19 protein-coding genes are annotated in these 23703 nt (G+C 71.3%); 8 read left to right on the forward strand and 11 right to left on the reverse strand.

Going from position 1 to position 23703, the window contains the following annotated elements; all coding sequences use genetic code 11:
- Positions 1–31 precede the first annotated feature (31 nt).
- A complete protein-coding gene (locus ABZ948_RS37670) occupies positions 32–319 on the reverse strand; it encodes a DUF4190 domain-containing protein (protein WP_359767422.1) in 288 nt (95 codons plus the stop codon).
- 238 nt (positions 320–557) lie between these two features.
- Here ABZ948_RS37670 and ABZ948_RS37675 point away from each other — a divergent pair, with 238 nt between their 5' ends.
- The gene (locus ABZ948_RS37675) at positions 558–2180 is read left to right on the forward strand and encodes an alpha/beta hydrolase (protein ID WP_359767424.1); all 1623 of its coding nucleotides are present in this window, start codon (positions 558–560) and stop codon (positions 2178–2180) included.
- A 66-nt stretch (positions 2181–2246) separates the two neighbouring features.
- Here the strand turns inward: ABZ948_RS37675 and ABZ948_RS37680 are convergent, their stop codons facing one another.
- The 4 genes from ABZ948_RS37680 to ABZ948_RS37695 form a co-directional block, all read right to left on the reverse strand.
- On the reverse strand, positions 2247–5309 hold the full coding sequence (locus ABZ948_RS37680; protein WP_359767426.1) for an FG-GAP-like repeat-containing protein: 3063 nt from the start codon (positions 5307–5309) through the stop codon (positions 2247–2249).
- Positions 5310–5481: 172 nt separating this feature from the next.
- The gene (locus tag ABZ948_RS37685) at positions 5482–5832 is read right to left on the reverse strand and encodes a MerR family transcriptional regulator (RefSeq protein WP_359767428.1); all 351 of its coding nucleotides are present in this window, start codon (positions 5830–5832) and stop codon (positions 5482–5484) included.
- A gap of 463 nt (positions 5833–6295) precedes the next feature.
- Positions 6296–7753, reverse strand: coding sequence for a DEAD/DEAH box helicase (locus ABZ948_RS37690; protein ID WP_359767430.1), 1458 nt, complete (start codon positions 7751–7753; stop codon positions 6296–6298).
- Positions 7754–7940: 187 nt separating this feature from the next.
- Complete coding sequence (locus ABZ948_RS37695) at positions 7941–8144, reverse strand: cold-shock protein (protein ID WP_028799214.1); 204 nt, start codon at positions 8142–8144, stop codon at positions 7941–7943.
- Positions 8145–8614: 470 nt separating this feature from the next.
- Here ABZ948_RS37695 and ABZ948_RS37700 point away from each other — a divergent pair, with 470 nt between their 5' ends.
- On the forward strand, positions 8615–9019 hold the full coding sequence (locus ABZ948_RS37700) for a ribosomal maturation YjgA family protein (RefSeq protein ID WP_359767432.1): 405 nt from the start codon (positions 8615–8617) through the stop codon (positions 9017–9019).
- Positions 9020–9033: 14 nt separating this feature from the next.
- On the opposite strand, the gene ABZ948_RS37705 is transcribed toward ABZ948_RS37700, so the two are convergent.
- The 5 genes from ABZ948_RS37705 to ABZ948_RS37725 are packed head-to-tail and all read right to left on the reverse strand — an operon-like array spanning position 9034 to position 17439.
- A complete protein-coding gene (locus ABZ948_RS37705; RefSeq protein ID WP_359767434.1) occupies positions 9034–12975 on the reverse strand; it encodes a CHAT domain-containing protein in 3942 nt (1313 codons plus the stop codon).
- Positions 12972–13934, reverse strand: a complete 963-nt coding sequence (locus tag ABZ948_RS37710) for a hypothetical protein (protein WP_359767436.1) — start codon at positions 13932–13934, stop codon at positions 12972–12974. The genes ABZ948_RS37705 and ABZ948_RS37710 overlap by 4 nt, the downstream gene beginning before the upstream one ends.
- 4 nt (positions 13935–13938) lie before the next feature.
- Positions 13939–14862 carry an AAA family ATPase gene (locus tag ABZ948_RS37715; protein WP_359767438.1) on the reverse strand — a complete coding sequence of 308 codons (924 nt, stop codon included), beginning with the start codon at positions 14860–14862 and terminating at the stop codon, positions 13939–13941.
- Between the two features lie 8 nt (positions 14863–14870).
- Complete coding sequence (locus ABZ948_RS37720) at positions 14871–16139, reverse strand: toll/interleukin-1 receptor domain-containing protein (protein ID WP_359767440.1); 1269 nt, start codon at positions 16137–16139, stop codon at positions 14871–14873.
- A gap of 43 nt (positions 16140–16182) precedes the next feature.
- Entirely contained in the window at positions 16183–17439 is a 1257-nt protein-coding gene (locus ABZ948_RS37725) for a hypothetical protein (protein ID WP_359767441.1), read from the reverse strand.
- A gap of 148 nt (positions 17440–17587) precedes the next feature.
- On the opposite strand from ABZ948_RS37725, the gene ABZ948_RS37730 reads away from it, so the two are divergent.
- Positions 17588–18715 (forward strand): hypothetical protein, encoded by a 1128-nt coding sequence (locus tag ABZ948_RS37730; RefSeq protein WP_359767443.1) that lies wholly within the window; start codon positions 17588–17590, stop codon positions 18713–18715.
- Positions 18716–18832: 117 nt separating this feature from the next.
- Positions 18833–20065: an ABC transporter substrate-binding protein gene (locus tag ABZ948_RS37735; protein WP_359767445.1), complete on the forward strand. Its 1233-nt coding sequence runs from the start codon at positions 18833–18835 to the stop codon at positions 20063–20065.
- A 56-nt stretch (positions 20066–20121) separates the two neighbouring features.
- Here the strand turns inward: ABZ948_RS37735 and ABZ948_RS37740 are convergent, their stop codons facing one another.
- Positions 20122–20529 (reverse strand): hypothetical protein, encoded by a 408-nt coding sequence (locus ABZ948_RS37740; RefSeq protein ID WP_359767447.1) that lies wholly within the window; start codon positions 20527–20529, stop codon positions 20122–20124.
- A gap of 192 nt (positions 20530–20721) precedes the next feature.
- Between ABZ948_RS37740 and ABZ948_RS37745 the strand changes: the two genes are divergently transcribed.
- The 4 genes from ABZ948_RS37745 (at position 20722) to ABZ948_RS37760 (ending at position 23629) form a co-directional block, all read left to right on the forward strand.
- Positions 20722–21207, forward strand: coding sequence for a phospholipase (locus ABZ948_RS37745; RefSeq protein ID WP_359767449.1), 486 nt, complete (start codon positions 20722–20724; stop codon positions 21205–21207).
- Between the two features lie 96 nt (positions 21208–21303).
- Positions 21304–22158 (forward strand): formyltetrahydrofolate deformylase, encoded by an 855-nt coding sequence (gene purU, locus ABZ948_RS37750; RefSeq protein WP_359767451.1) that lies wholly within the window; start codon positions 21304–21306, stop codon positions 22156–22158.
- A 133-nt stretch (positions 22159–22291) separates the two neighbouring features.
- Positions 22292–23326, forward strand: coding sequence for a glycosyltransferase family 2 protein (locus tag ABZ948_RS37755; protein ID WP_359767453.1), 1035 nt, complete (start codon positions 22292–22294; stop codon positions 23324–23326).
- A gap of 84 nt (positions 23327–23410) precedes the next feature.
- Positions 23411–23629 carry an MbtH family protein gene (locus ABZ948_RS37760; protein ID WP_359767455.1) on the forward strand — a complete coding sequence of 73 codons (219 nt, stop codon included), beginning with the start codon at positions 23411–23413 and terminating at the stop codon, positions 23627–23629.
- Positions 23630–23703: the final 74 nt, after the last annotated feature.

Here is a 23703-nt window from a genome sequence, read left to right on the forward strand (position 1 = left end):
GGTCACCGACCGGGGGTCCACGCGCTGTCCGCTAGCCGCCCACGTACCAGCCGGCTCCGCCGTTGCCTGCCGCGATGGCGAAGAGCACGAGCCACAGGACCACGTCGACGATGCCGAGGATGATGCCGGCCTTCGCCATCCCGGCGCCGTTCCGCACCGCCGCCTGGCGACGGGCGATGACGCCGAAGACGATGGCCAAGGGGCCCAGGACGATGTTCAGGATGAACAGGCCGACGATGCCGCAGCACAGGCTCGCGATCGCCAGGCCGTTGGTGCGCGATCCGGAGGACGCGGCGGAGGAACTGCCATAACTCGCCATTGAGTACTCCCAGTTGTCGGTTGCACGGACCGAACGGGCCGCACGTTCCTCATGTTCGACTTGCTTGTTCGAATGCCCCTTTCGGGCGCTCCCATTCCATCGATCCTCGCTTGCGAAGTTCCTCCTGCCGCAGTCGGCGGGAGCAGGACCTGGTTGGTCATCATTTCGCTTGATTCACAAGGGAGTTGGGCCGAGGCTGTGTTCCGTCTGTGAACTCCTGATTCATGGAGGAACATCCGTGCCGTCCAACCCCCCACTCGCCCCGCGCGCCAGAACGCGCAGCAGACTGGCCGTCGGAGCCCTGGTCACCGCGCTGTTCGGCCAGGTGCTCGCCGGCAACGCCGTCGCCGCCCCCTCGCCCCAGGCCCCGGCCGCCACGACCCCGTCGCCCGGGCGCATAGCCTGGGAACCCTGTGCGTCACCCTCCGGCCAGGGCACCTTCGAGTGCGCCACCCTCAAGGTGCCCGTGGACTGGAAGCGGCCCCGGGGCGCCACCGTCGACCTGGCCCTCGCCCGCCACCGGGCCACCGACCCCGAGCGCCGCATCGGCTCGCTGCTGATCAACCCCGGAGGCCCCGGCGGTTCCGGGGTGGACTTCGCGTTCAGCGCCCCCGAGAGCTTCTCCCCGGACCTGCTGGCACGGTTCGACATCGTGGGCTTCGACCCGCGCGGCGTCGCCCGCAGCAACCCCGTGAAGTGCGACACCGACCGGGTGAACGCCCAGTCGGCGCTGCTCTACCCGGACAGCGCCTCCTCCTTCGCCGCCCTCCGCGAGGCGAACCGCGCGCTCGGCGAGAGCTGCCGCGACCTCACCGGGCCGCTCGTCGACCACATGGACACCGGGAGTGTCGTCCGCGACATGGAGGCGATCCGCGCCGGCCTCGGCGAGCGGCGGATCAGCTACTACGGCGTGTCCTACGGCACCGCCATCGGCCAGCAGTACGCCGAGCGCTACCCGCACCGCGTGCGCGCGATGACGCTCGACTCGAACATGGACCACAGCCTCGGCAGCTGGGGCTTCCAGAAGACCGAGGCCGCCGGGCTGGAGGGGTCGTACGGCCAGTTCGCCGACTGGTGCGCCCGCACCCCGTCCTGCGCGCTCCACGGCCGGGACGCCCGCGCCCTGTTCGACGCCCTCTACCAGCGCGCCGACGCCGGGGAACTCGTCCTGCCGGGCGATCCGCCCGAGACGGTCACCCCCCAGGACCTCCAGAGCTTCGCCCTGGGCAACCTCTACGACCCGGCCGGCTGGTTCGACTTCGCCCGGACCCTCGCCGAGCTGGACGCCGTCAAGCCCGCGGCCGCACGGTCCCTGCGGAAGTTCGGCGAGCCGGCGGAGTTCCCGTTCTACTCGGTGATGTGCCAGGACTACGACCTGAACGTCTCCTCGTACGGCACCCTCGCCCGCTTCGAACGCGAACTCGCCCGCCGGTCCCCCGTCACCCGCCTCAGCCCCCTCGGCTGGACGGTCATGACCGGCTGCCAGGACTGGCCGGCCGAGGTGACGAACCCGCAGCGCAGGCTGGACGTCGACGGCACCCCGAAGATCCTCGTGACCAACAGCCGTTTCGACCCGGCCACCCCGCACTCCTGGGGCTCCAACGCGGCCCGGCAGATCGGCCGTGAGGCCGTGTTCCTCACGTACGACGGTGTCGGTCACGGCGACTACTGGCTGAGCCCGTGCGCGCGGGACGCCATCGACACCTACCTCCTCACCCTGAAGACACCGCGCGACGGCACCCACTGCCCCGCGGTCTGGCCGTCCGCCGCGCCCTCCGCCCAGCGGCAGTCCCCGGCCGGCGGCCTCGTCAACCCGCTGCCCGACCTGCTCGGCACGGGGACGTACGGCCGGACCGGGTGAACGAAAGGGCGCGGCCCGGCCGGTTCACCGGCCGGGCCGCGCCCCGGGACAGTCGCGCGGGACGGCTCAGAACAGGCCCTTGTACCCCTGCCAGCCGGTGGCGATCCGCGTACGGCCGCCGAACGAGCCCTTGCCGGTGCCGTTGTTGCGCCACACCGCGCCGGAGGTGTCACGGGAGACGAGGTCGGCGCGGCCGTCTCCGGTGATGTCGCCCACGCCGACGACCACGTTGTACGACGCGCCCCAGTCGTTGAAGACCTTCACCCGGCTCTTGAACGTGCCCGCGGCCGTGCCGTCGTAGCGCCACAGCTCGTTCGACTTGTCCTGCGCCAGCAGGTCGCCGTGACCGTCACCGTTGAGGTCACCGGCGCCCACGACCTTCTTGTAGCCCGTCCACCCGGAGGCGATCTTCACCCGCGTCGCCAGCTTCCCCGTGCTCGTCGCCTTGTAGAGGTAGACGTCCCCGGTCGAGGCGTGCCGGGCGATCAGGTCCGCCCGCCCGTCACCGCTGAGGTCCCCCGGCGAGGTCAGCACGTTGTACTGGGTCCAGCCGGACGTCCCCAGCGAGGTGTACGCGGTCGACGGGGTCACCGCCTTCCCGCACCCCGGCCGGTAGGCGCGCAGCGCGCCGCTGCTGTACCGCACCAGCACGTCGTTGCACCGGTCCCCGCTCAGGTCGCCGAACGGCACCACCTTCACGGTCGTCGGCCAGCCCGAGCCCGTGGTCTTCCCGGTGAACGTCCCGGTGCCGCTGCCGGACTGGTACGTCAGCCCGCCCGAGCCGTTCAGCGTCACCAGCTCGCCGAACCCGTCGGAGGCGACGAAGTCCCGCCAGGCCGCCGCCGCGCCGGTGACCTTCACCGTGCCCGACTTCGTCAGGGCCGCGCCCTGCCCGTCGGCGGGGGTGACGGTCAGCGTCCAGGTGTAGGCGCCGTTGGGCACCAGCCGGCCGGCGCCGTCCTTGCCGTTCCACACCGGTGCCACCACCCCGCGGGCCTGACCGCCCGAGAGGGTGCGGACGGCCGTACCGGCCTTGTTGCCGATCACGAGCTTCCAGGAGGCCGCGGGCTTGTTCAGCCACCACTTCGGGCTCCACGACGCGGCACCGCCCTTGACGTCCGCCGAGGGGGCGACGGTGGCGTCCCGCTGCACCAGGGGCGAGACGGGGACCCCGCTGGGGGTCAGGCGGACGGAGTGGTCGGAGCGGAGCTGCGCGATCACGCCGGTGTACGGGTCGACGTCCCAGGACTGGTGGCCCAGCCCCTCGAAGTTCCCGGCGGTGTGCGCCACGGGCGTCTCGCCGCGCACGTCGATCACCTTGAGCTGCCCGGCCTCGGCCGTCGCGACGAAGCCGTCACCGAGCTGTGCCTGCTCCCAGTCGGGGCCGGAGACGAGCGTCGTGTTCCGCTTGGTGACGGTGTCGTAGACGCCCAGGCCCTCCGAGTTGAGCACGCAGTTCCACAGCAGCCAGCGGCCGACCGCCTGGAAGTCGTTGAGCAGGCAGCCCCGCCCGAACGACACGAACTCGCCCTCGCGCCCGGTCAGCAGGTCGACCGCGACCACGGCGTTCTTGCCGGACGACACCCACGCCGTGGTGCCCCACAGCGCCCGCACCTGCTCCGTCGTCGTGTACACCGTGCGCCCGGAGTCGAGGTCGACGATCCGGGTCTCCACCACCCCGGCGCTGTCCCACGGCCCGCTCAGTGCGGCGAACCGGCCGCCGGCCGCGGCCGCGGACTGGTAGACGCGGGAGCTGTCGATCCGGGTGCCGGGCATCGACTGGGCGGGGCCGAGGACGCGCGGCTGCGCCTCGGTCTCCGTGCCGTAGCCGGAGACGATCGTCCGGCCGTCGCCGGTGTCGAGCAGGCGCGGGCCGCCCTCCCCGTAGTGCAGCAGGTCGAGACGGCCGCGGTTGACGCGTGTGCCCGCCGTGGGGGAGCCGGTGGCACCGGTGTCACGGGTGTGCAGGTAGGTCCACTCCCCGGCGGGGTCCTCCTCCACGGTGGTCAGCCGTCCCTGGGCGAGGGTCAGCCGGGAGACCTTGTGGGCGGCCCGCCTGGGGTACGCGTCCGCGACCCTGCGCACGGTGACCCCGCCGCCGGCGGCGGGCTCGACGAGGGAGACGCCCCACTGGTCCGGGTGGGCACCGCCCGGTATCAGGAGCCCGCCGCCCGGAGTGGGCATGGCCTGCCGGGACGTGCGGGCCAGGAGCGTCCGGGGCGCGGAGCCGTCGAGCGGGACGGCGTCGACCCGCGAGACCGGCAGATGGGTGCTGTTGCGTCCGTAGGTCGCGTCGTACCGGGACACGATCACGGTGTCGCCGACCAGGCCGAGCACCTGCTCGACGTCGGTGAGCGGCACGGTCCGCGGGGCTGCGGTCAGGTTCTGGCGGGAGACGATGTGCAGCGTGCCGTCGTACCACCACACCAGGTGCGTGGCGCTGAGCGCGACGAGGGAGTACCAGGTCTGCACCTCGTACGGCAGGGTCGTCACCCGCCCCTGCGCGACGTCGAGCCAGCCGGTGAACATGTCGTCGCCCTTGCGGTACCGCACGATCTGCCCGCGCGCGTCACTCAGCGACGAGTGCCACAGGTAGCTGTCGGAGGGCAGGCCCGTCACCGTGCGGTCGGCGACCGAGCCCTCCTCGCCGAGGTCCAGCAGGTGCGGCACGATGTCCGTGCCCGGCTTCCCCGTGGTCGTGACGACCGTCGACCCGAGGGTGCTGTAGTACGTGTGCCCCTCGGGGAGCGGGACCTCGCGGACCGTGCCGGAGGTCATGTCGCGCAGCGTCACGGTCCGGGTCGACTGGTCGTAGCGGGCGACGACGTCGGTGCCCGCGCCCGAGGCGGTGGTGCCGTACGAGTCCCAGCCGGAGGGGTCGACGACCGTGTCGGTGCCGTCGTAGCTCGTCCAGAGGTGACCGCGCCCCTCCTCGTAGCGCAGGAATCCCGAAGGCCCGGCGCTCAGCAGGCTCGTCCAGGGGACGGCGGCCGTGGTGGCCGGTACGACCACCTCTCCGGCGACCGTCTCACCGTGGGCGCTGCCGGCGGTCAGCGAGCCGAGACCGGCGGCGAGCGTGAGGGAAACTGCGACGGCGGTGGCGCCTCGTACGAGCGCACGTCTGCCCATGCGGGACCTCTCCGGGAACGGTAGGCGAGGACGTGGAGAGGCCTGTGCGTGCGCCGGTGAGCCGCAGGCCATGACCGCGGCTCGAATGGCGTTTCCGGACACCCCCCCAGGTGAATGGCCGGATCGTAGCAGTTGCCGCGTGCATGATCGATAGGCCCGGGAGGGGATGGGATCAGCTCGCTCCGGTACCGGAACCGCCGGACGCCTCCTGCGCGGCACGGCGGTACTCGGCGTTGATGCGCTGGGCCTCTTCGAGCTGGTCCTCGAGGATGACGATGCGGCAGGCCGCCTCGATCGGGGTGCCCCGGTCGACGAGTTCGCGGGCCCGCGCGGCGATCCGCAACTGGTAGCGGGAGTACCGGCGGTGTCCGCCCTCCGAGCGCAGCGGAGTGATCAGCCGGGCCTCACCGATGGCCCGGAGGAAACCAGGGGTGGTGCCGAGCATCTCGGCGGCCCGGCCCATGGTGTACGCGGGGTAGTCGTCGTCGTCCAGACGATCACTGAGCGGAGTGTCTGCTGCCATGTCACCTCGTAGTGCAACGCGTCGAGGGGCCCTGGTGCCGTACGGCACCAGGGCCCCGAAGGAAATTCAACACCATCTGTCGGCCCTGTGATGCTCGGCCGACCCTCTGTTTCCGCTACCCGGCCCGCTGAGGGGAGGGGTGCGGGGATCGCGGCTGCGTGACCGGGGACCACCATCCAATCCGGGGTCTTGCGGTACCCGGACCGAGGGCTTCCCGGGCCGGGCGATCCTGATGGCGTCTGCTCCTCCGTTCTGCCTTGACTGTGTCAACGGGAAAAATGCTAACCGGGCAGTGAGGCAATGTCTACTCTGACAAAGATAGATTTTGGGGCCCGAGGGTCGCAGGGTTCCGTCGGCCGACCCTTCGGCGGCAAGGCGGTGACACGACGACGAGGGCCCTGCCGACGCGCGTCGGCAGGGCCCTCGTGGGGTCGGTGTGACAGGTGAGGCGGACGGACCGGGTTCAGGCGGCCGAGCCGGAACCGGTCCGCCGCTGTGCCCTGGGGCGCGCCGCCTCGCCGGCGGGACGGCCCTGGCCTCGGCGACCGCGCCGCGGCCGGGACGAGGAAGCACCGCGGGGGCGTTCCGCTTCCGGCGCGGTGACGACCACCGGGATGCCGGACGGAGCCTGGGCGCCGGTGATGCGGCTCAGTTCCGCCTCTCCCGAGCGGACCTGGGCGATCTGCGGGGTGATGCCCGCCGAAGCCATGAGCCGGGTCATGCCGCGACGCTGGCCGGGGGTCACCAGGGTGACGACGCTGCCGGACTCGCCGGCGCGGGCCGTGCGACCGCCGCGGTGCAGGTAGTCCTTGTGGTCGCTCGGGGGGTCCACGTTGACGACCAGGTCGAGGTGGTCGACGTGGATGCCGCGCGCGGCCACGTTGGTCGCCACCAGGACCGTCACGTGTCCGGTCTTGAACTGGGCCAGGGTCCGCGTGCGCTGCGGCTGGGACTTGCCGCCGTGCAGGGCCGCGGCGCGGACACCGCTGCTCAGCAGGTGCCTGGTCAGCCGGTCCACCGCGTGCTTGGTGTCCAGGAACATGATCACCCGGCCGTCTCGCGCGGCGATCTCGGTGGTCGTCCGGTGCTTGTCCGCGTCGTGCACATGGAGGACGTGGTGCTCCATCGTGGTGACCGCGCCCGCGGACGGATCGACCGAGTGCACCACCGGGTCGTGCAGGTAGGTGCGGACCAGCCGGTCGACGTTGCGGTCCAGGGTGGCCGAGAACAGCATCCGCTGCCCGTCCGGCCGCACCTGGTCGAGCAGGGCGGTGACCTGGGGCATGAAGCCCATGTCGGCCATCTGGTCGGCCTCGTCGAGGACCGTGACGGCGACGTCGTCCAGCCGGCAGTCGCCCCGGTCGATGAGGTCCTTGAGCCGCCCGGGCGTCGCGACGACCACCTCGGCCCCGGCGCGCAGCGCACCGGCCTGCCTGCCGAGGGACATGCCGCCGACGACGGTGGCCAGCCGCAGGCCCACGGAGCGGGCGTACGGGGTGAGCGCGTCCGTGACCTGCTGGGCGAGCTCGCGGGTGGGCACGAGAACCAGGGCGAGGGGCTGCCGCGGCTCGGCGCGCCGTCCCGCCGTACGGGCCAGCGCGGCCAGGCCGAAGGCCAGGGTCTTGCCCGATCCGGTGCGGCCACGGCCGAGGACGTCACGTCCGGCCAGGGAGTTCGGCAGGGTCGCGGCCTGGATCGGGAAGGGCACGGTCACGCCTTCCCGGCCGAGCGTGGCCAACAGCGCCGCGGGCATGCCGAGATCGGCGAACGACTCGACGGCGGGCAGCGCGGGCGTGATCGTCTTAGGCGGTGCGAACTCGCCCTGGACGGCGGCCCGTCCGGCCGGTCGATTTCCGTAGCCCTTGGAGCGGCGGGGGCCGCCGGAGCGGTCGTAGGTGCGGGATGTGCGGGCGCGCTTCATGCGGGACCTTCCTTGATGGGGCACGTGGCAAGGAATTCCCGCAGCAGATGAGCGGCGCAGAGAATCTCGAGACGAGCCGGAGTAGAGGTGGGGGAGCCTTCCCGGCTCGCACCCCGAAAAGCAGCGAGCTGGGGCCCGCACCCCAGAGGTGCGGGCCCCAGCTGCGAAGTATGCGTCAGCGCCGATGTCAGGCGGGGACGATGTTCTCGGCCGTCGGGCCCTTCTGGCCCTGCGCGATGTCGAAGGACACCTTCTGGCCTTCCAGCAGCTCGCGGAAGCCCTGGGTGGCGATGTTCGAGTAGTGGGCGAAGACGTCGGCGCCGCCGCCGTCCTGCTCGATGAAGCCGAAGCCCTTTTCCGCGTTGAACCACTTCACGGTACCGGTAGCCATTTCATTCTCCTTCGGAGACGGTGTCAGGAATCCACCCTGTGTGAATTCCGTGTCGCCGTGATGATTAACCCGTCGGAAATGAACCTTCTGGCAACCACACCTGCAACTGAGATCGACAGTAGCACGGTGCGATCGGCCGTGTGCGGTCCATGAATTCCGATCCGACCCGCCGTCGGGGAATACTCGGCACGCCCTGCCCTTATTTCTCATTCCGCGAGCACAGATATTTCCTCCCGCGGGCGCGGTTTTCTCGCCGTGCGTCTCCGCCCGCAGCGCTGTGACCTCCCGCGACGGCGGATGTGCCACCGCGGCGGGCGCCGTCGGACGGCAGGGCGCCGGGCGGGCCGGGACCCCGCTGCCGCGAGGAAGGTCACATCGCGGCGAAGGCACTGGCGGCACCGAAGGCACTGAAGGCTCTGAAGGCGGCGAAGACGGCGAAGACGGTCAGGGCGGTGAGGCACCATGACCGGGTGACTCGCATCGCCGAAACCCGCGACGGCACCGCCGACCCGGCAGCACGGACCCGTCTGGCGGCGGCCGGGGCCGCGGCCGTGACGGTCGGCGCGGGCCTGGGACTCAGGGCCGTCGCGGCGGGGGACCTGGCCAAGTACGGCGGAGACGCGCTGTACACCGTCCTGATCCTCACCCTCGTCGTCCTGGCGGCCCCACGCCTGAGGCCCCTGCCGGCCGCCGGATGCGCGCTGGCCATCAGCTGGGCGGTCGAGTTCCTGCAGCTCACCGAGGTGCCGGCGGAACTCTCCGCCCACAGCACCCTCGCCCGCCTCGTGCTCGGCTCCACCTTCAACGCGCCTGACTTGTTCTGGTACGCGGTCGGTGCGGGGGTGGGGTGGCTGATCCACAGGGCGGTGCGTTAGCTCCCGCCGGGGGATCAGGGCCCGAGATGCACGACTGCCGCGAAGGCGAGTGCGCGATCGGGGGATTCGGCGAGGGCCAGCCGTAGGACGTCATGCAGGGCGTGGGCCGAACGCTCCGGGTGGAGCCGTCCGTCCGGAGCCTGCAACCGCTCGTACACGGCCTCGGCGAGGTCCGCGGCGTCCCGGTCCGTGAACCACACCGGCAGCCCGATCACATGGTCGTAACCGGCGGCCTGGAAACACGTCGCCAAGGCCCATCCGTCGTTCTCGAGGATCAGATCGCTGCCTTCCGTCTCGCGGACCGAGAGGTAGGCCAGTGATCCGTCGCCGTCGGGACGCAGACCGAGACGCGGCCGGTCGAGTGCGCCCTCGGCACCGAACCGCAGGTGCGGGACACCGTTGTGGAGACCCGCACGGCCGATGAAGTGGAAGCAGGGGTGCTCGCCGAGGCGTGCCGCGACGTCCGCGCCCGTGGCCCGCTCGCCCCGCAGGACCCGGACGTGCGGGACACGCACGCCGATCGCTTCGATCTCCCTCTGCCCGTGCGGCAGGTCGTCGTCCGCGAGGACCAACAGCATCGGCTGGACGGGATCCCGGAGGGAAGCGCGGGCCGCGTACCTCTCGCGGTGGCGTGCGGCCGTCAGCGCCTGGAGGCTCGACGTGTAGGAATGCACCGCGTAGTGCAGGACGTTGTTGCGCCGCTGCCCCGCCAGGTGGAGGGGCAGCACCGCGAACGGGTCGGTAGGGCACCACCACACGCGTGGAAGGGACCCCCGGGCATCCGCTGCGGCGTAGTCCGGCAGGCCGGGGCCGGGGCCGGGGGGAACGGTCATCCCGAGGGCGGAGAGGACCGGTCCCACCACTGTTTCTCGCAGCCAGTCGAGTACGTACCACGCATCATGTGCAGCCGTCGGCGGCCGGTCGTGGCCCGCCGCGAGCCGGTACATGGCCGAGTTGTTCGACAGCTCGACGAGGTTCACTTCGGGCAGCGGGAGCACCGACACGCCCTGGCGGGTCACGAGCAGGGCGTCGCAGCGGTGGGCGGCGGCGTTGAGAACGACGACGGGACCTTCGCTCGCGGCCGCCACCAGCTGTCCGGTCGGCACGGGGGCGAGGAAGTGTTCGAAATCGGGAAGAGCACGCACTGCTGCGACGAGCTGCTCCAGCCGGGCCACAACCGGGCCCTGTGGCCGACGGGCCCGCGACGCGAGCGATGCCGGGACGAGATGGAGGAACGCCCACAACTGCCTCAGTTCCGCGACGAGATTCGGCGCGGCCTCCCGCAGCCGGTTCACCTCCGCGTAGGAGCCCTGACGCCAGGCCGCCTGGAGAACGCTGCGCTGCTCCAGGAACTCCAGCGCGTATTCCGGCGCCCCCAGCTCGATCGCGTGGGCGGCGGCCTCCCTGCTCAACTTCTCCCAGCTCCTGAGGAGGTCCGCGTGTTCCGGGCCGGACGTCAGCAGCACCAGTGGGACCAGAGCCGCGACGGTCTCGTAGCTCAGCAGGACGTCCTCGGAACGGTTCTGGCGTATCGCCAGGTTTCCCCAGACGAGTCCGGCCCGGAGCCGCAGCAACGGCGGGACGTCTGTGTCGCGGGCGACGTGGTGCGCTTTCTCGGCGGCACGGCGGAGGGAGGCGGACGACTGCTTCGGCAGGAAGGAGACGAACGCGGCCTGCGCCAGGACGATGGGCGCCCACTCCGGACCCGTGAACCGAGGGTCCAGATCGTCGTGGATCATCAGCGAGTGCAACTCCGTCAGCGCGCTCGCGACCTCCGCCAGTGAGGAGTCGAGTGTGTACAGCTCCAGCAGTGCGCAGGCGTAGGCGGTGCTCCGGTCGTCGCCCTGCGCGCGGTTGAATTCCCTGGTCGCTCTGAGACGTTCGACGGCCTGGCTCAGTGAGGAGCTGTTCCCGGTCGCCTTGTAGCGCAGGATGAGGCATTCGCCTTGCTGGACGAGTGCCGTGTGTTCGTAGGGCAGGTCCGGGTGGTTCCGGGAGTGGGAGACGACTTCCCGGGAGGCGTTGACGGCGAGGTCGAGGTCGGACACGGACCCGGTCCGGCGGAAGCGGTCGAGCAGGCATCGGTTCAGGCCGTTGAGCGCCGCCATCCTCCACACGGACCTGCCCGGCAGCGTCTTGGCCGCCCATTCGGCGAGCCGGACCGCCTCGTCGAGATCCTTGTGCTCGGACAGCACGGCGGCGCGCACGCGCAGCACCTCGCTCAGAGCGCGGCGTAGCCGGGCACGGGACAGCCTGTCGCTCCCGGGACAGATCCGCACAGCCGACTGGTACTGCCTCAGCGCCGCCTGGAGAGCTTCCTGCGAACCGTCCCGCCAGAAGCGCGCCATGTGCACCGACCCGAGCACGGCCGCTCGTTCGGCCTGTACGGACCGGGATTCCTGACGGGGCGGAACCACCTCCGCCAAGTGCTCGGCCTCGTCGAGGGCGCGCGGATCCCCGTCCATCTCGTACCGGGCGACGAGGATCCGAGTGAATGACAGTGCGACAGCCTCCCGGTCTGCAGGTGACTCGAGCGCCGCGCGCCCGAGATCCAGAGCCTGTAGCAACGCGTCCCGACCCGACTGGATCTCATGGAGCATCAAGTAGGTGTCGAAAAGCTCCGAGACGAGCCGTCCGACGGGGACGGGGCCGCCGAGCAGTCGGTCCGTCCAGGTCTCGAGCGTGTCCACGGACCTGTGCAACTGGGAGAGGTCCCCCGTGTGGCAGAAGATCTCGCGCTGGGCGGCGCCGAGGAGGGCACCGGCTCGCACGCTCAGCTCCGGGGCGGGGACGCCGGTGACGCGCTGGGCGACGCGGACCGCTTGTTCGAGTGACTTCCGCGAGCCGAGACGGACACCGTGGAGATACAGCGCCTCCGCCGCCTCGCAGCCGAGTTCGGGGAAGTCCCGCGGCTCGTACCCGGCGTCGAGAGCACGCTGCGAGAGCGTGAGCGCCCGGCGGAGAGCTGCGGTGTCGTCGGTCCGGCGGGACTCGTCGAGCAGGTGCCTGATCGCCTGGATCAGCCGCGGCACCAGCTCGGGATCCACTTCGGGTCCGATCAGGTCGCCCAGTTCCGCGAACGGGGACGTGTCCGGTCGCGGCGCGACCGGTACCGGTCCGTCGATGACGTAGACGTGACCCGCGCCGGTGCGCAGAGTGACGGGGCCGGTCCCCACGGGGACGCGGACCACCTCGGCCGCGTCCACCCGCACTGTACGGACGGCGTCGCCCGCGGTGACCTCGACCACCCGCGGCGAGGTGTCGGGGACGAGCACGGCCGCCGCGTCCTGCCCGCGGACCTTCCCCAGCAGCAGCGCCTCCCCGTCGCGCAGCACGCCGAGCGGGGCTTCCCCGAGGACGGAGGCGATGGACGACACGGTGGCCAGGGTGAGTTCGGGCGCCGTGCCGGGGTCGAGGGCCGGGACGTGCGGGCGGGCCGCGTGGGCGAGGCTCCACGCGGTGGCCGTCGACAGGGTCTCCGAGGGGAGCCGCCGCGACGCCTCCGCGAACCAGCCGGCCAGGCCGGACCGGTTCTCCCGCACCAGGGCGTGCAGGGCGCGGTCGAGGTGCCGGGTCGCGCCGTCGGTGTCGCCGCTGAGGCTGTCCCAGGTGATCTGTTCCTCGAGGAGCAGCGCGGGCGACAGGCCGCGGTGGAACTCCGTGACGATGCCCATGACCTCCCGGAGCCGGGGCTCGGTCTCCAGCTTGTCCACGAGACCCGCGCGCAGATAGGGCAGGCATTCCGGGATCAGCGCGATGGCTTCGGGCGTGCGGGCGCCCACCCAGTCGCAGAACCAGAGGTCGGCCTCGGCACCGACGTCCAGATGCGGCAGGAGCCGGAGCCTGACCGCGCGGATCAGTTCGGGTTCCATGCGGGTCGCGATGCTCAGCACCGTGGCGAGTTCGATCGCACCGGGTGACGGTGGGGGCGGCAGGGTCTCCGGTGGTTCGGTCACGGAAGCCTCACCGCGGCCCGGCTCGCGGTGGTCGTGCGGTCCCAGCTGACCAGGGGCAGCAGGCGCGTCATCCACCGCGGCCAGCGGCCCGGGGGATACGGGGAGAGCGCGACGACGCCGCATCCGGCCCGGGTGACGAGACCGACGAAGCACTCCCAGTCCTGCCGGGAGCCGCGCTGCGGGTCCTCGGGCGGTCCGCCGAGGCCGAGGTCCGACAGCAGCAGGACGGGCCGGCCGGACTCGGGGGGAACGTAGGCGGTGCGCGTCCAGCGTGCGCCGGGCCCGGTGCCGCGCTGCGGGGTGCCGGAGAAGTAGCCCACCTCGACCAGCGAGGGGCCGACCACCGCGCGGATGCGGTCCAGGAGGTCGTTCTGGTCACGGCGGAAGGGCTGCATGCCGGGGCCCCGGTCGACCAGCACCTGGACCCCGTAGCGCATCGTGGGCACGGGGAGGCGGGGCAGCCGGCCGACCGGGCGGCCATGGGCGAGGGTGTCGATGAGCGCGGGGATGTCCACCGCGCCCTCGGGCACCCGCCTGGAGACCATGGCCCTGAGGATGGCGCTGGTCCAGGCGGGGACGAACAGCGGCAGATGGGGGAGCGGGGCGCGCTCGGCCGTCGGTCGCGCGAGGGGCTGCACCGGTTCACGGGGCGTGGCCACGGGCTCGACGCGGACCGGCCGGAGCAGTGGCAGTTCCTCCGCCTCGTCGGCGTTCCGGGTCTCGTCCTCCGCGGCGGTACGGGGCGGCGGCTCGGGGGCCGGCTCCGGACGCCGTTCCCGGCGGGGCGCCTCGACCGGAGTCCGCGGCTCCGCGGGGTCGGCGAAGGGCGCGGCGGGGGCGGTGACCGGTACGGCGCCCGGGACGAACCCCAGCATCTCCAGGACTCGGACCCGATCCTCGTCGGTCCGAGCGACCTCCAGGGCACGGACGACATCGCTCACCCAGATCTGCGAACGCACCGCATCACCTCTCCTGCTGCGGCGACTTGGCCAGCGTCAGGCTCCGCACCAGGGGCCACTGCGCGTACCCCGGGCGGACACCCAGCTGCCGGCAGGCGCGCAGGGCATCCAGATACTCGGCGGTGCTGGGCAGCCGCTCGCGTCCGTGCTGCTCGTTCTCCCGCACGTGGACGAGTTCGTCGGCGAGGGCGACGGCGAGTTCGATCAGCTCGTTGTCGAAGGGCACACCCTCGTGTTCCAGGTGCCGGCCTGCGATCTCCACGAGCTGTTCGGGGGTGGGGCCGGGCAGCGTGTACGTGACGCAGCGGCGCAGGAACGCCTGGGGGAGCTGCCGTTCCCCGTTGGTGGTGATGATGATCAGCGGGGCGGCGACATTCGGCTCGCGCCGGACGGTCGTACCGGTCTCGGAGACGGTGAACTCCTGCGAGCCCAGGGGCACGAGCAGGCTGTTGGGAACGTCCGGGTCCGCCTTGTCGATCTCGTCGATGAGGACGACGGACCCCCTCGCCGCGTGCTCGTGCTGGAACCGGTTCAGCGGATCATGCCGGTGGGAGTCCTGGAGCAGGCCCCCACGGGTGCGGGCGGACTCGGGGGCGAGCGACCACCACAGGACACCGGGATTGACGTAGGCACCGTCGTCCAGCCGGCCGCGATGGACCTGGGCGTCTCCCAGCCTGCGCACACTGTCGAACGTCCACAGCAGGTCCGTCGCCTGGGTCCGCGACGTGACCACGTGCTCGTAGTACCGCAGGCGGTTCTCGCGGGCGTAGAACGGGGCCAGGGAGGACTTGCCCGAGCCCGGGTCGCCGCTCAGCAGCAGCGGCCGGTCGGTGGCCAGGGCGACGTCGATCGCGAGCTGGAGCTCCTGCGACAGGAGGTAGATCCTGCCGTCCCGCGGATCCGGGCCATGGGAGACGAAACGGGTCATGAAGGCTCCTAGCACATGCCGGCGAGACGGTCGGGCAGTTGTCTGAGGCGCCTGCTGCGGAGCGCAGCCGTCTTCTCGGCCTCCGCGGTGAGCAGGGGCTCCAGCAGCACCGCGTTCTTGAAGGCGTTCCTGACGTCGTCGTCAGGGGGCGCGGTACCGGTCGTGACCAGGACGATCAGCCAGGAGAAGGCCTGGTGGAGCAGGTTGACGGCCGCGGCGAACTCGGCGTCGGGCGGCCGCCGTTCGTCGATGACGAGGTAGTGGGTCCGGGTGTCGAGGTCGTTCGGGAACATCCGCTCCTCCTCGGAGTCGGCGTCGAAGAACTCCTTCCACACCGCGTCCTCCCAGGTGCGGATCCGTTCCCCGACCCGGTCCTCGCCCATGGGCAGGCTCCCGATCGTCCTCGTCTCGAAGCCGTGGGTGGCGTTGCAGGTGGCCCGGCGTATGTACTGCTCGGCCGTGCTGTTCGAGAAGGCGTTGAGCAGGAGGGTCATCTCCTGCGGCTGCCTGCCCGGCGCGGGGAGGGCACCGCGGGCGGCCTCCTCGTCGACCCAGGTGGCGTTCAGCGCGCCGACCAGCCGGCGGATCGTCTGGTCCTGGAGGGACGGGGCGAGTACGTCGAGGGCCTTCTCCATCCGTTCGGGAGGGGCCAGGAGGAACTGATGGGCCAGGAAGAGGCAACCGCCCTGCTGAGCGGTGACGTGGGCGAGGAACTCCCGCTCGGCGTTGAGCGCTCGCGCGGCATCGGTCAGCACGCGCGGCTGTCGCTGGGCCTCGGACAGGAAGAGGGCCAGCCGCTGGAGCCAGTCGCTCATCGGGTCCGTTCCCGTGGCCTCTTGGGGAAGCCGGGCGAAGCGCCCCAGTACCCGGTCGGCCAGGCTCTTGGCGTCCGGCTCGGTGCCCTGCGCGGTGCGCGCGAACTGGAGCGGCCGGAGTTCCTCCAGGCCCGCCCGCTTCACGGCTGTGGTCGTCAGGCCGTCCAGCAGCACGGGCACCACGAGCAGGGGCGCGCCGAGCGCCCTGCGCCACATGAGGATGTTGACCTCGCGCCGTACCCAGGTGGAGTCCAGGGCGGCCTGGTTGAGGAGGACGACGGCCGCGTCGCAGCGGGCCAGCCAGTCGACGAGCTGCGGCCGCCACTCGTCGCCCGGTTCGATGCCCGACTGGTCCACGAGGGGGGTGTGGGTCCTTCCCCGGAGACCTTCCTCGATCTTTTCGAGCACGGCCGTGGCGAATGCGTCGCCCCGCGCACTGTGACTGATGAACACGTCCCCCACGCAGCCGATTGTGATCCATCGTCAGTCACCGTGCGGGCAAGTCTCACAAACCTGCCTCGAACTCGGTCTTGGCCACGATGATGCGCCAGCGGCGCAGTTCTTCGGTGAGGGTCGACTCGACGCGGACGGCCAGCGACCGGAACCGGAGGGCGGCTTCCGGGCCGGCGGGTCCGGCGAGCAGACGGCGCAGGGTGTGCTCGTGTTCGAGCAGTTCCCGGCGGGTCTCCCGGTAGGAGGCCGCCAACCGCTGGGAGGCGAACAGGTTCTGTACCGCCAGGGTCATGTTGCACAGCGGCGGCAGGCCCGCGGCGAGCAGGGCGATGACCGCCGAGGTCGGCGACGGACCGTCCTCGGTCCGGCCCGCGTGGAGGAGAACGGCGTACGCGACGGCGACGGCGACCGCCGCCAGCACCGCGGCCTTGGCCGTCCTGCCGAGCCTGGCCTCGGTCCGTTCGCAGGTGGCGGTGGCCAGTTCGAAGAACAGGCCCTGCCGCTTGATGCGGTAGTCGAGATAGGTCCGCATCCGCTCGGCGGTCTCGGCGGTCTCGGCGGTGGTGCCGGGCACGCCGTTGTCCCCCCGCAGCCAGACCGCGTCCTGCCAGGGCCGCTCCGTGCCGTCCGGGTCCCGGTCGGCGAGCCGGGCGAACGCGGCGAGTTCGGCCGGGCCCGCGGCGGCCAGCAGGCTCAGCCGGGCGTCGCGGACCTGCCCGGCCTCCTGGTCGGTCCGCCCCAGGTAGGGACCGACGGCCGCGAGGAGGAGGAACATCTCGCGGCGGAAGAGTTCGGCCCTGATCCGGCTGGTGACCCAGGGCTGGGACGGCTCCTGACTGGTCCACACCGTCCAGACCATGGAGACGAGGAGCAGGCACTCGGCGAGGACGAAACCGAGGCCCAGGTCACCGCCGTGCCCCAGGAACACGGTCTGGACGGTCAGGCACATCACCGCGAGCGCGGGCAGGACGGCGAGGCGGATGCCGGTCGCCCGGTACCGGCCCTGCTGGTCCACCGGGGTGTCGCCCGCCGGGCGCGGGAGGATGTTCGGGTAGTCGATCGGCCGGCGGACTTCCGGCGCCGGGGCCCATGCCTCGCGTCGCGTCCGGGAGACCCGGCGCCGGCGACGGTGTGCCCACCGCCGCCCGAGCAGGTAGCCGGAGTCCAGGAGGACCAGCAGCCAGATCATCCCGACGGCCGGCAGGGAGACGACGAGGGCCGGTGCTCCGCTCAGCACCGCCGCCGCGGTCCAGGCCGACAAGGCGAGGCTCACGCCGACGACCACCCATATCCGCACCGAAGCCCGCACGTTCCCCCCTCTGTGGCGCGGAGGGTGACGGTATCGGAGATCACCCGGATCGGACCCGGGAACCCCGCAAGAGTCCGATCCTGGACCGTCAAGAGTCCGGTCCTGGACCGTCACGCTCCGCAATCTCATCCGTTGAACAGTCGTGAATATGACCTACTCATCCGTCGAACGCCTGCTCACGGCCGATCCCGCTCTCAGCCTCCGCCCGCTGCAAGTCGCCCAGCTCACCCGTGGGTGGGCCGTGGACGTCACCGCGGCCGACCTGGACATGCTCGCCGCGTCCGTCGACGCTCCGCGCCGGCTGTCGGCCAAGCGCGGTTGCCTCGGGGACACCGGGGCCAATGTGGAGCTGGCGCGGATGCTGGAGGAGCGGCCCGAGGACTTCGGTGCCGTGGGTCAGATCGTGCTGGGTGCGGACGCGGTCGAGGTCCGGCCCGGTCCACGGCTGTTCGCCGACACCCTGTTCGTCACCGGACTGGAATGCATCGACGGCCTCCAGCGTCTGAGGGTCATCGCCGACCTGAGGGACCGGCTGCCGCGCGAGCACCTGCGGCGGGCCGTCATCCGTCTGGAGATCCGCTGCGGCGCCGAGCGGGACCGGGCCCGTCATGCCTACGACGTCGAGGACCGCTACCGCAACGGGCCGACCGCCCAGGACCTGCTGATCCGCTGTCCGAACATCCGCCGCCTGATGGCGGGCGACTGGGAGAAGGGGGACTTCGATCCCCGCCGGGGTGTGACCGCCGGGCCCCACGGATCACGTTTCTCCATGGCCGAGGTGACATCCGCCCTGGCCTGCCTGTCGGACGATCCATTGCCGGCCGCGGCGAACCTGGCGGCCACGCCCGAAGGACGGGAGGCCCTGTGGAGCGACCGCACGTCCGCGGTCTACCGGAGTGTCTTCCACGGACGGATGAGCCCGGTGGGCGTGATGCGTGCCGTCGAGGCGTGGCGGACGGCTCGGTCGGCGCTGGCCGCGATGCCGAGAAAGTCCCGGCAGCGGCACGGCCATCTCATCGAGTACGCGCCGGAACTGATCTGCTGGAAGGCCTGCCGCTGGCTCCCCCTGATGTCGCTGCACACCACCACCAAGTCGGCCTTCGCCTGGGACCGGGCCATCGAACGCGAACTGCCCACCCGGACGGTCCGGGCCGCGGAGTCGCTGGTGGCCCACTACAAGGAGCTGCATCCGGAACACGGCCGCCCGGGCAGCTCGTACAAGTCGGAGGCGCCCAGGTTCGAGCTGTGGCGGGAGCTCGCGGACTGCCCGGTGTGACCCGGAGGACCGCCCTCAGGGGCTCCTGGGGATGCCGGTGCAGCAGTGACAGGTGTGCAGAGCCGCCCCGTGTCACAATGTGGGCATACCGGCACCTAAAGGACGTGTGGACGTGACATGACAGGGCCGCGCATCGCAGTGAGGGCCGCCGTCGCCGCGGCGCTGGCCGGGGCGCTGGTCACGGCGTGCGGTGCCGACGACGCCCCGGAGACGCTGACCTGGGCGATGTGGGCCAACGGGGGTGAGGAACTGCGGGTCTGGCAGCAGTTCGCCGACCGGGTGTCCCTCGAGGACCCGCAGGTCCCGATCGAGCTCGAGACGTCGTCCTTCAGCGACTACTTCACCGAGCTCGAAACCCGTCTCGACAGCGGTGACGCGCCCTGCATCGTCTCCATGCAGGCGCTCCGCACCACCGGCTACACCCGGGGCATGCTGCCGCTCGACGACCTGATCGCCAGGAACAAGTTCGATGTGACGGACTTCGACAAGTCCGTGATGGAGGGGCTGAGCGATGACGGGAAGCAGTACGCGCTGCCGTACGACGTCGGCCCGGTGATCCTCACCTACAACAAGGACATGTTCCGCAACGCGGGGGTGCCGGAGCCCGAGCCGGGGTGGACGCTGGCCGAGTTCGAGTCGGCCGCCCGTGAGCTGACCGGGCACCGGAGGTACGGGTTCGTGGCGGCGCCCCAGGACCTGTGGATGTTCTCCATGGTGCTGACCAAGACCGGGGCGCAGCCCACCGACGGGGCCGGCAACCTGCGGCTGACCACCCCGGCCATGGTCAACGGCGTGCAGTGGTACGCCGACCTGGCGGCCAAGGAGAAGGTCGCCCCGGGCGTGCCCGCCGCCGACCCCGCGTTCGCCGACAGGGAGTTCCTCAGCGGCAAGGTGGCCATGGGGACCAGCGGGCCGTGGGCGCTGCTGAACCTGAAGAACCAGGCCGGCTTCCAGGTGGGCCTGGCCACCCTCCCCGCCGGCCCGGACGGCAGCAGGACGTTCTCGTCCGGTTCCGGGTTCGGCATCTCCAAGTCCTGCCCGGACCCGGAGCGGGCGTTCAAGGCGATCACGCTGATGACCGCCAGGAAGCAGCTGGAGTGGCTCGGCGGGGTGGGCCGTGCCTATCCGTCACGCGAGTCGGCCCAGCACGCGTGGTACGAGAACGCCCGACTCGCCGGTGCCCGGGAGGTCCTCGAGGCCGCCAACGCCACGGCCACTCCGCTGCGTACGACGGAGAACTGGGACCAGGTCAACGCCCTGCTCAACCAGCACGGGAGCGAACTCTTCAGCGGGGCGAGCTCCGCACGGCAGGTCCTGGAACTGGTGCAGAGGCAGGCCGGGCGGGACTGACCGGTGCGTGACGGGCGGCACCCGTGCCGTCCGCCACGCACCCGCGCCCACGGCGCCTACACGGAAGCGCGGGTCAGCTGGACGCCCTTCACGCCCGTGATGCCCTTCACCCCGTGCGCGCCGGCGGAGGGGTCGTAGTCGAACGTCCTCTCGTCGGCCTGGAAGTGACCACAGACCATCCCTTCGTGCCGATAGGTGTCACCGGAGGTGGTCTCGTAGTCGACGAACCAGGCGACGCAGTACCCGTCGGGGGTGCCCCATCCCCCACCGGGGAGGAGGTCCACGACGTTGCCCTGGACCCTGGCCACTCCGCCTTCGAAGCACGCCTTGATGTTGCCGCTGCCCCAACTGTGGGTCTCGCTGGCCTCGATGCAGCCGGGCGCCGCGTACGACGTGGTCGTCGTCGTCACGGTGAGGCCGGCCGTCAGGGCGCCGAGCAGGGCCGCCGACACAAGTCGCCGCATGTGATGTCCCTTTCTTCGGGGGGTGCGTGTCCTGCGGACACGTCACAGCGGCCGGCTACCTGATCCCTCTCGCATCTCTACATGGGTTCGTATAACTCCGGCATAGACGCGCGGCCCAGGCTGGGCCTGCCCTCGGACCGCCCCCGGATGCGGGGCCAGGCCCTTTCGCACCGCCCCTACGGAGGTCATCCCATGCGCCGTCGCGTCGCCGGATCCCTGCTCGCCGCCCTCGCACTGCCCTTCACGCTCCTGGCGGCCGGTCCGTCCCACGCCGCGCCCGCCGACAAGGCGCAGGTGCTGAGCAGCTGGACCCAGACCGGCGCCGGCAGCTTCGACGCCTGGAACGCGGCCCGCCAGAACCAGGCCGCCTGGAGCGCCTACGCGTTCGACTGGTCCACCGACTACTGCACGACGTCGCCGGACAACCCGTTCGGCTTCCCCTTCAAGAACGCCTGTGCCCGGCACGACTTCGGGTACCGCAACTACAAGGCCGCCGGGACGTTCAGCGCGAACAAGGACCGGCTGGACGACGCCTTCTACGCCGACCTCAAGCGGGTCTGCGCGTCCTACTCCGGGGGCCAGAACTCGTCGTGTCTGGCCACGGCGTGGACCTACTACCAGGCGGTCTCCGTCTTCGGGAACTCGGCCATGGCCGACGGCCGGGCCGACACCCGCTGACGCAGCCCGCCCGCCGACCGGCCGCCCCGTCACCCCCGAGACGGAGCGGCCGGTCCTCTTCGCGACACCGGCCACTCGACGACTTACGGAGAGCCCATGCCCGCCGACCACTACGTGCTCACCCTCTCCTGTGCCGACAGGCAGGGCATCGTGCACGCCGTGTCCAGCTACCTCTTCATGACCGGGTGCAACATCGACGACAGCCAGCAGTTCGGCGACCCCGACACCGGGCTGTTCTTCATGCGGGTCGCCTTCTCCGCCGAGCCGCCCCTGACCGTGGAGAGGCTGCGGGCCAGCTTCGCCGCCGTCGGTGACTCCTTCCTCATGGACTGGCAGATCCACCGGGCCGGGGAACGCATGCGGACCGTGCTGATGGTCAGCAAGTTCGGGCACTGCCTGAACGACCTGCTGTTCCGGGCCAGGACCGGCGCGCTGCCGGTGGACATCGCCGCCGTCGTCTCCAACCACCCGGACTTCCGGGACCTCGTCGGCTCGTACGACATCCCCTTCCACCACATTCCCGTCACGAAGGACACCAAGGCCGTCGCCGAGCAGCAGGTGCTCGACCTGGTCGAGGCGGAGGGCGTCGAACTGGTGGTGCTGGCGCGCTACATGCAGGTCATCTCGGACCACATGTGCAAGCAGCTCAGCGGTCGCATCATCAACATCCACCACTCCTTCCTGCCTAGCTTCAAGGGCGCCAGGCCCTACCACCAGGCCCACGCACGCGGTGTGAAGCTGATCGGCGCGACCGCGCACTACGTGACGGCCGACCTCGACGAGGGGCCGATCATCGAGCAGGAGGTCCGGCGGGTGAGCCACGCCGTCTCCCCGGAGCAGCTGGTCGCCATCGGCCGCGACGTGGAATGCCAGGCGCTGGCCCGGGCCGTGCAGTGGCACAGCACCCGCCGCGTCCTGCCCAACGGGCATCGCACCGTCGTCTTCGCCTGAGAACACCAGGCCGCGACGGGCGCCCGGGGCGGGTTCGAAGGGCGGGGCCGTATAGCCGATGTGTAGGGAGGGTGGCGAGGCTGCCGTGGACGGTCACGACGGCCGTCTTGAGGAGTCTGTGAGGAAGCCCTTGATGACGGCGGCGATTGACGTGATCTGCCCGGCTTGGAACCGGTCCGAGGCCATCCGCCCGACCATCGACAGCGTTCTGGCCCAAACCTTCGACGACTGGCGCCTGATCGTCGTCTCCGACGGCAGCACCGACGACACGGACGACGTGGTGCGCTCCTACGACGACGAGCGCGTCCAGCTCATCCGCGCCGAGCGGCACGGCCACCCCGGCGGTCCCCGCAACATCGGCCTGGCCGCGTCGACCGCGCCGGCCATCGCTTACCTGGACTCCGACGACCTGTGGCGGCCCGAGCACCTGGCCGTGCTGCGCCGCGAGTTCGACAGCGGCGCGCGCCTGGTGGCCACCGCGAGCATCGGCGTGAACGCGCGGGGCGAGGAGGAGTACCGCTCCCACCCCCTCAACGGGCTCTGGCACCCCGAACTCCAGCTGCTGTGGCCGTTGTACGAGCCCTCCCGCGTCGGCCATGTGCGCGGACTCCCCGAGAGTGTCGGCGGCTGGACCACCGACCCCACCGGCATGGAGGACTGGGACCTGTGGCTGCGGCTCGCCGACGCCGGGGAACGCTTCACCACGGTGACCGACCGCACCGTCGTGATGCTCCTCAGCGACACCTCGCGCCGCCGCACCATGACCGTCAGCCACCACCTGACCCTGGGAACGCTGCCCGACGAGGCGGCGTGCGGCAAGCTCACCGAGGCCGTCCAGACCCCCGAGGTGCAGGACGAACTGCGCGCCTGCTTCGCCACGGAGATGCTCCGCTTCTACAGCGCGAAGGCCGCCTCCGGTGAACTCGTCATGCCGAAGGGCATGACCACCGAGGAGGCCCTGACGGGCATGGAGAAGTTCGTCACCGACCCGTCCACCCCCATGCTCCGCGAACTGGCCTTCGTCCAGGAGGAGGACCACTTCGCGGTCGTCCACCCCCTGCAGTGCAGCAGCGACCGGCACGCCGAGCGGCTCCGGGCGTTCCTGCGCACCCACGACGCCGGCCGGCACGCCATCGTGCGCCGGCTCATCGAGACCGTGAGCCGGTAACGGAAACGCCGGCAGCAGAAAACGTATAGAGCGGCGCCCGAGAATCGTGCCGACCGGTTCGAGACGTACTTGTGAGGTGTCATCGTGGCCAATCCGTTCGAGAACGACGAGGCGTCGTACTTCGTGCTCGTCAACGACGAGGGCCAGCACTCGCTGTGGCCGGCGTTCGCCGAGATCCCGGCGGGCTGGCGCACGGCGCACGGGGAGGACACCCGTGCCGCCTGTCTCGCGTACGTCGAGGAGAACTGGACCGACATGCGTCCGCTGAGCCTGGTCCGGGCCATGGAGGGCGACGCGGCCTGACCCGCCGGGCCTCCCGCGCCTGCCGCTCCTGCACCACCGCAGCCAGATACGCCGCCGGCGGAATCCCCTGCGGC

The sequence above is a fragment of the Streptomyces olindensis genome, from assembly GCF_040645895.1.
GTDB lineage: Bacteria > Actinomycetota > Actinomycetes > Streptomycetales > Streptomycetaceae > Streptomyces > Streptomyces olindensis.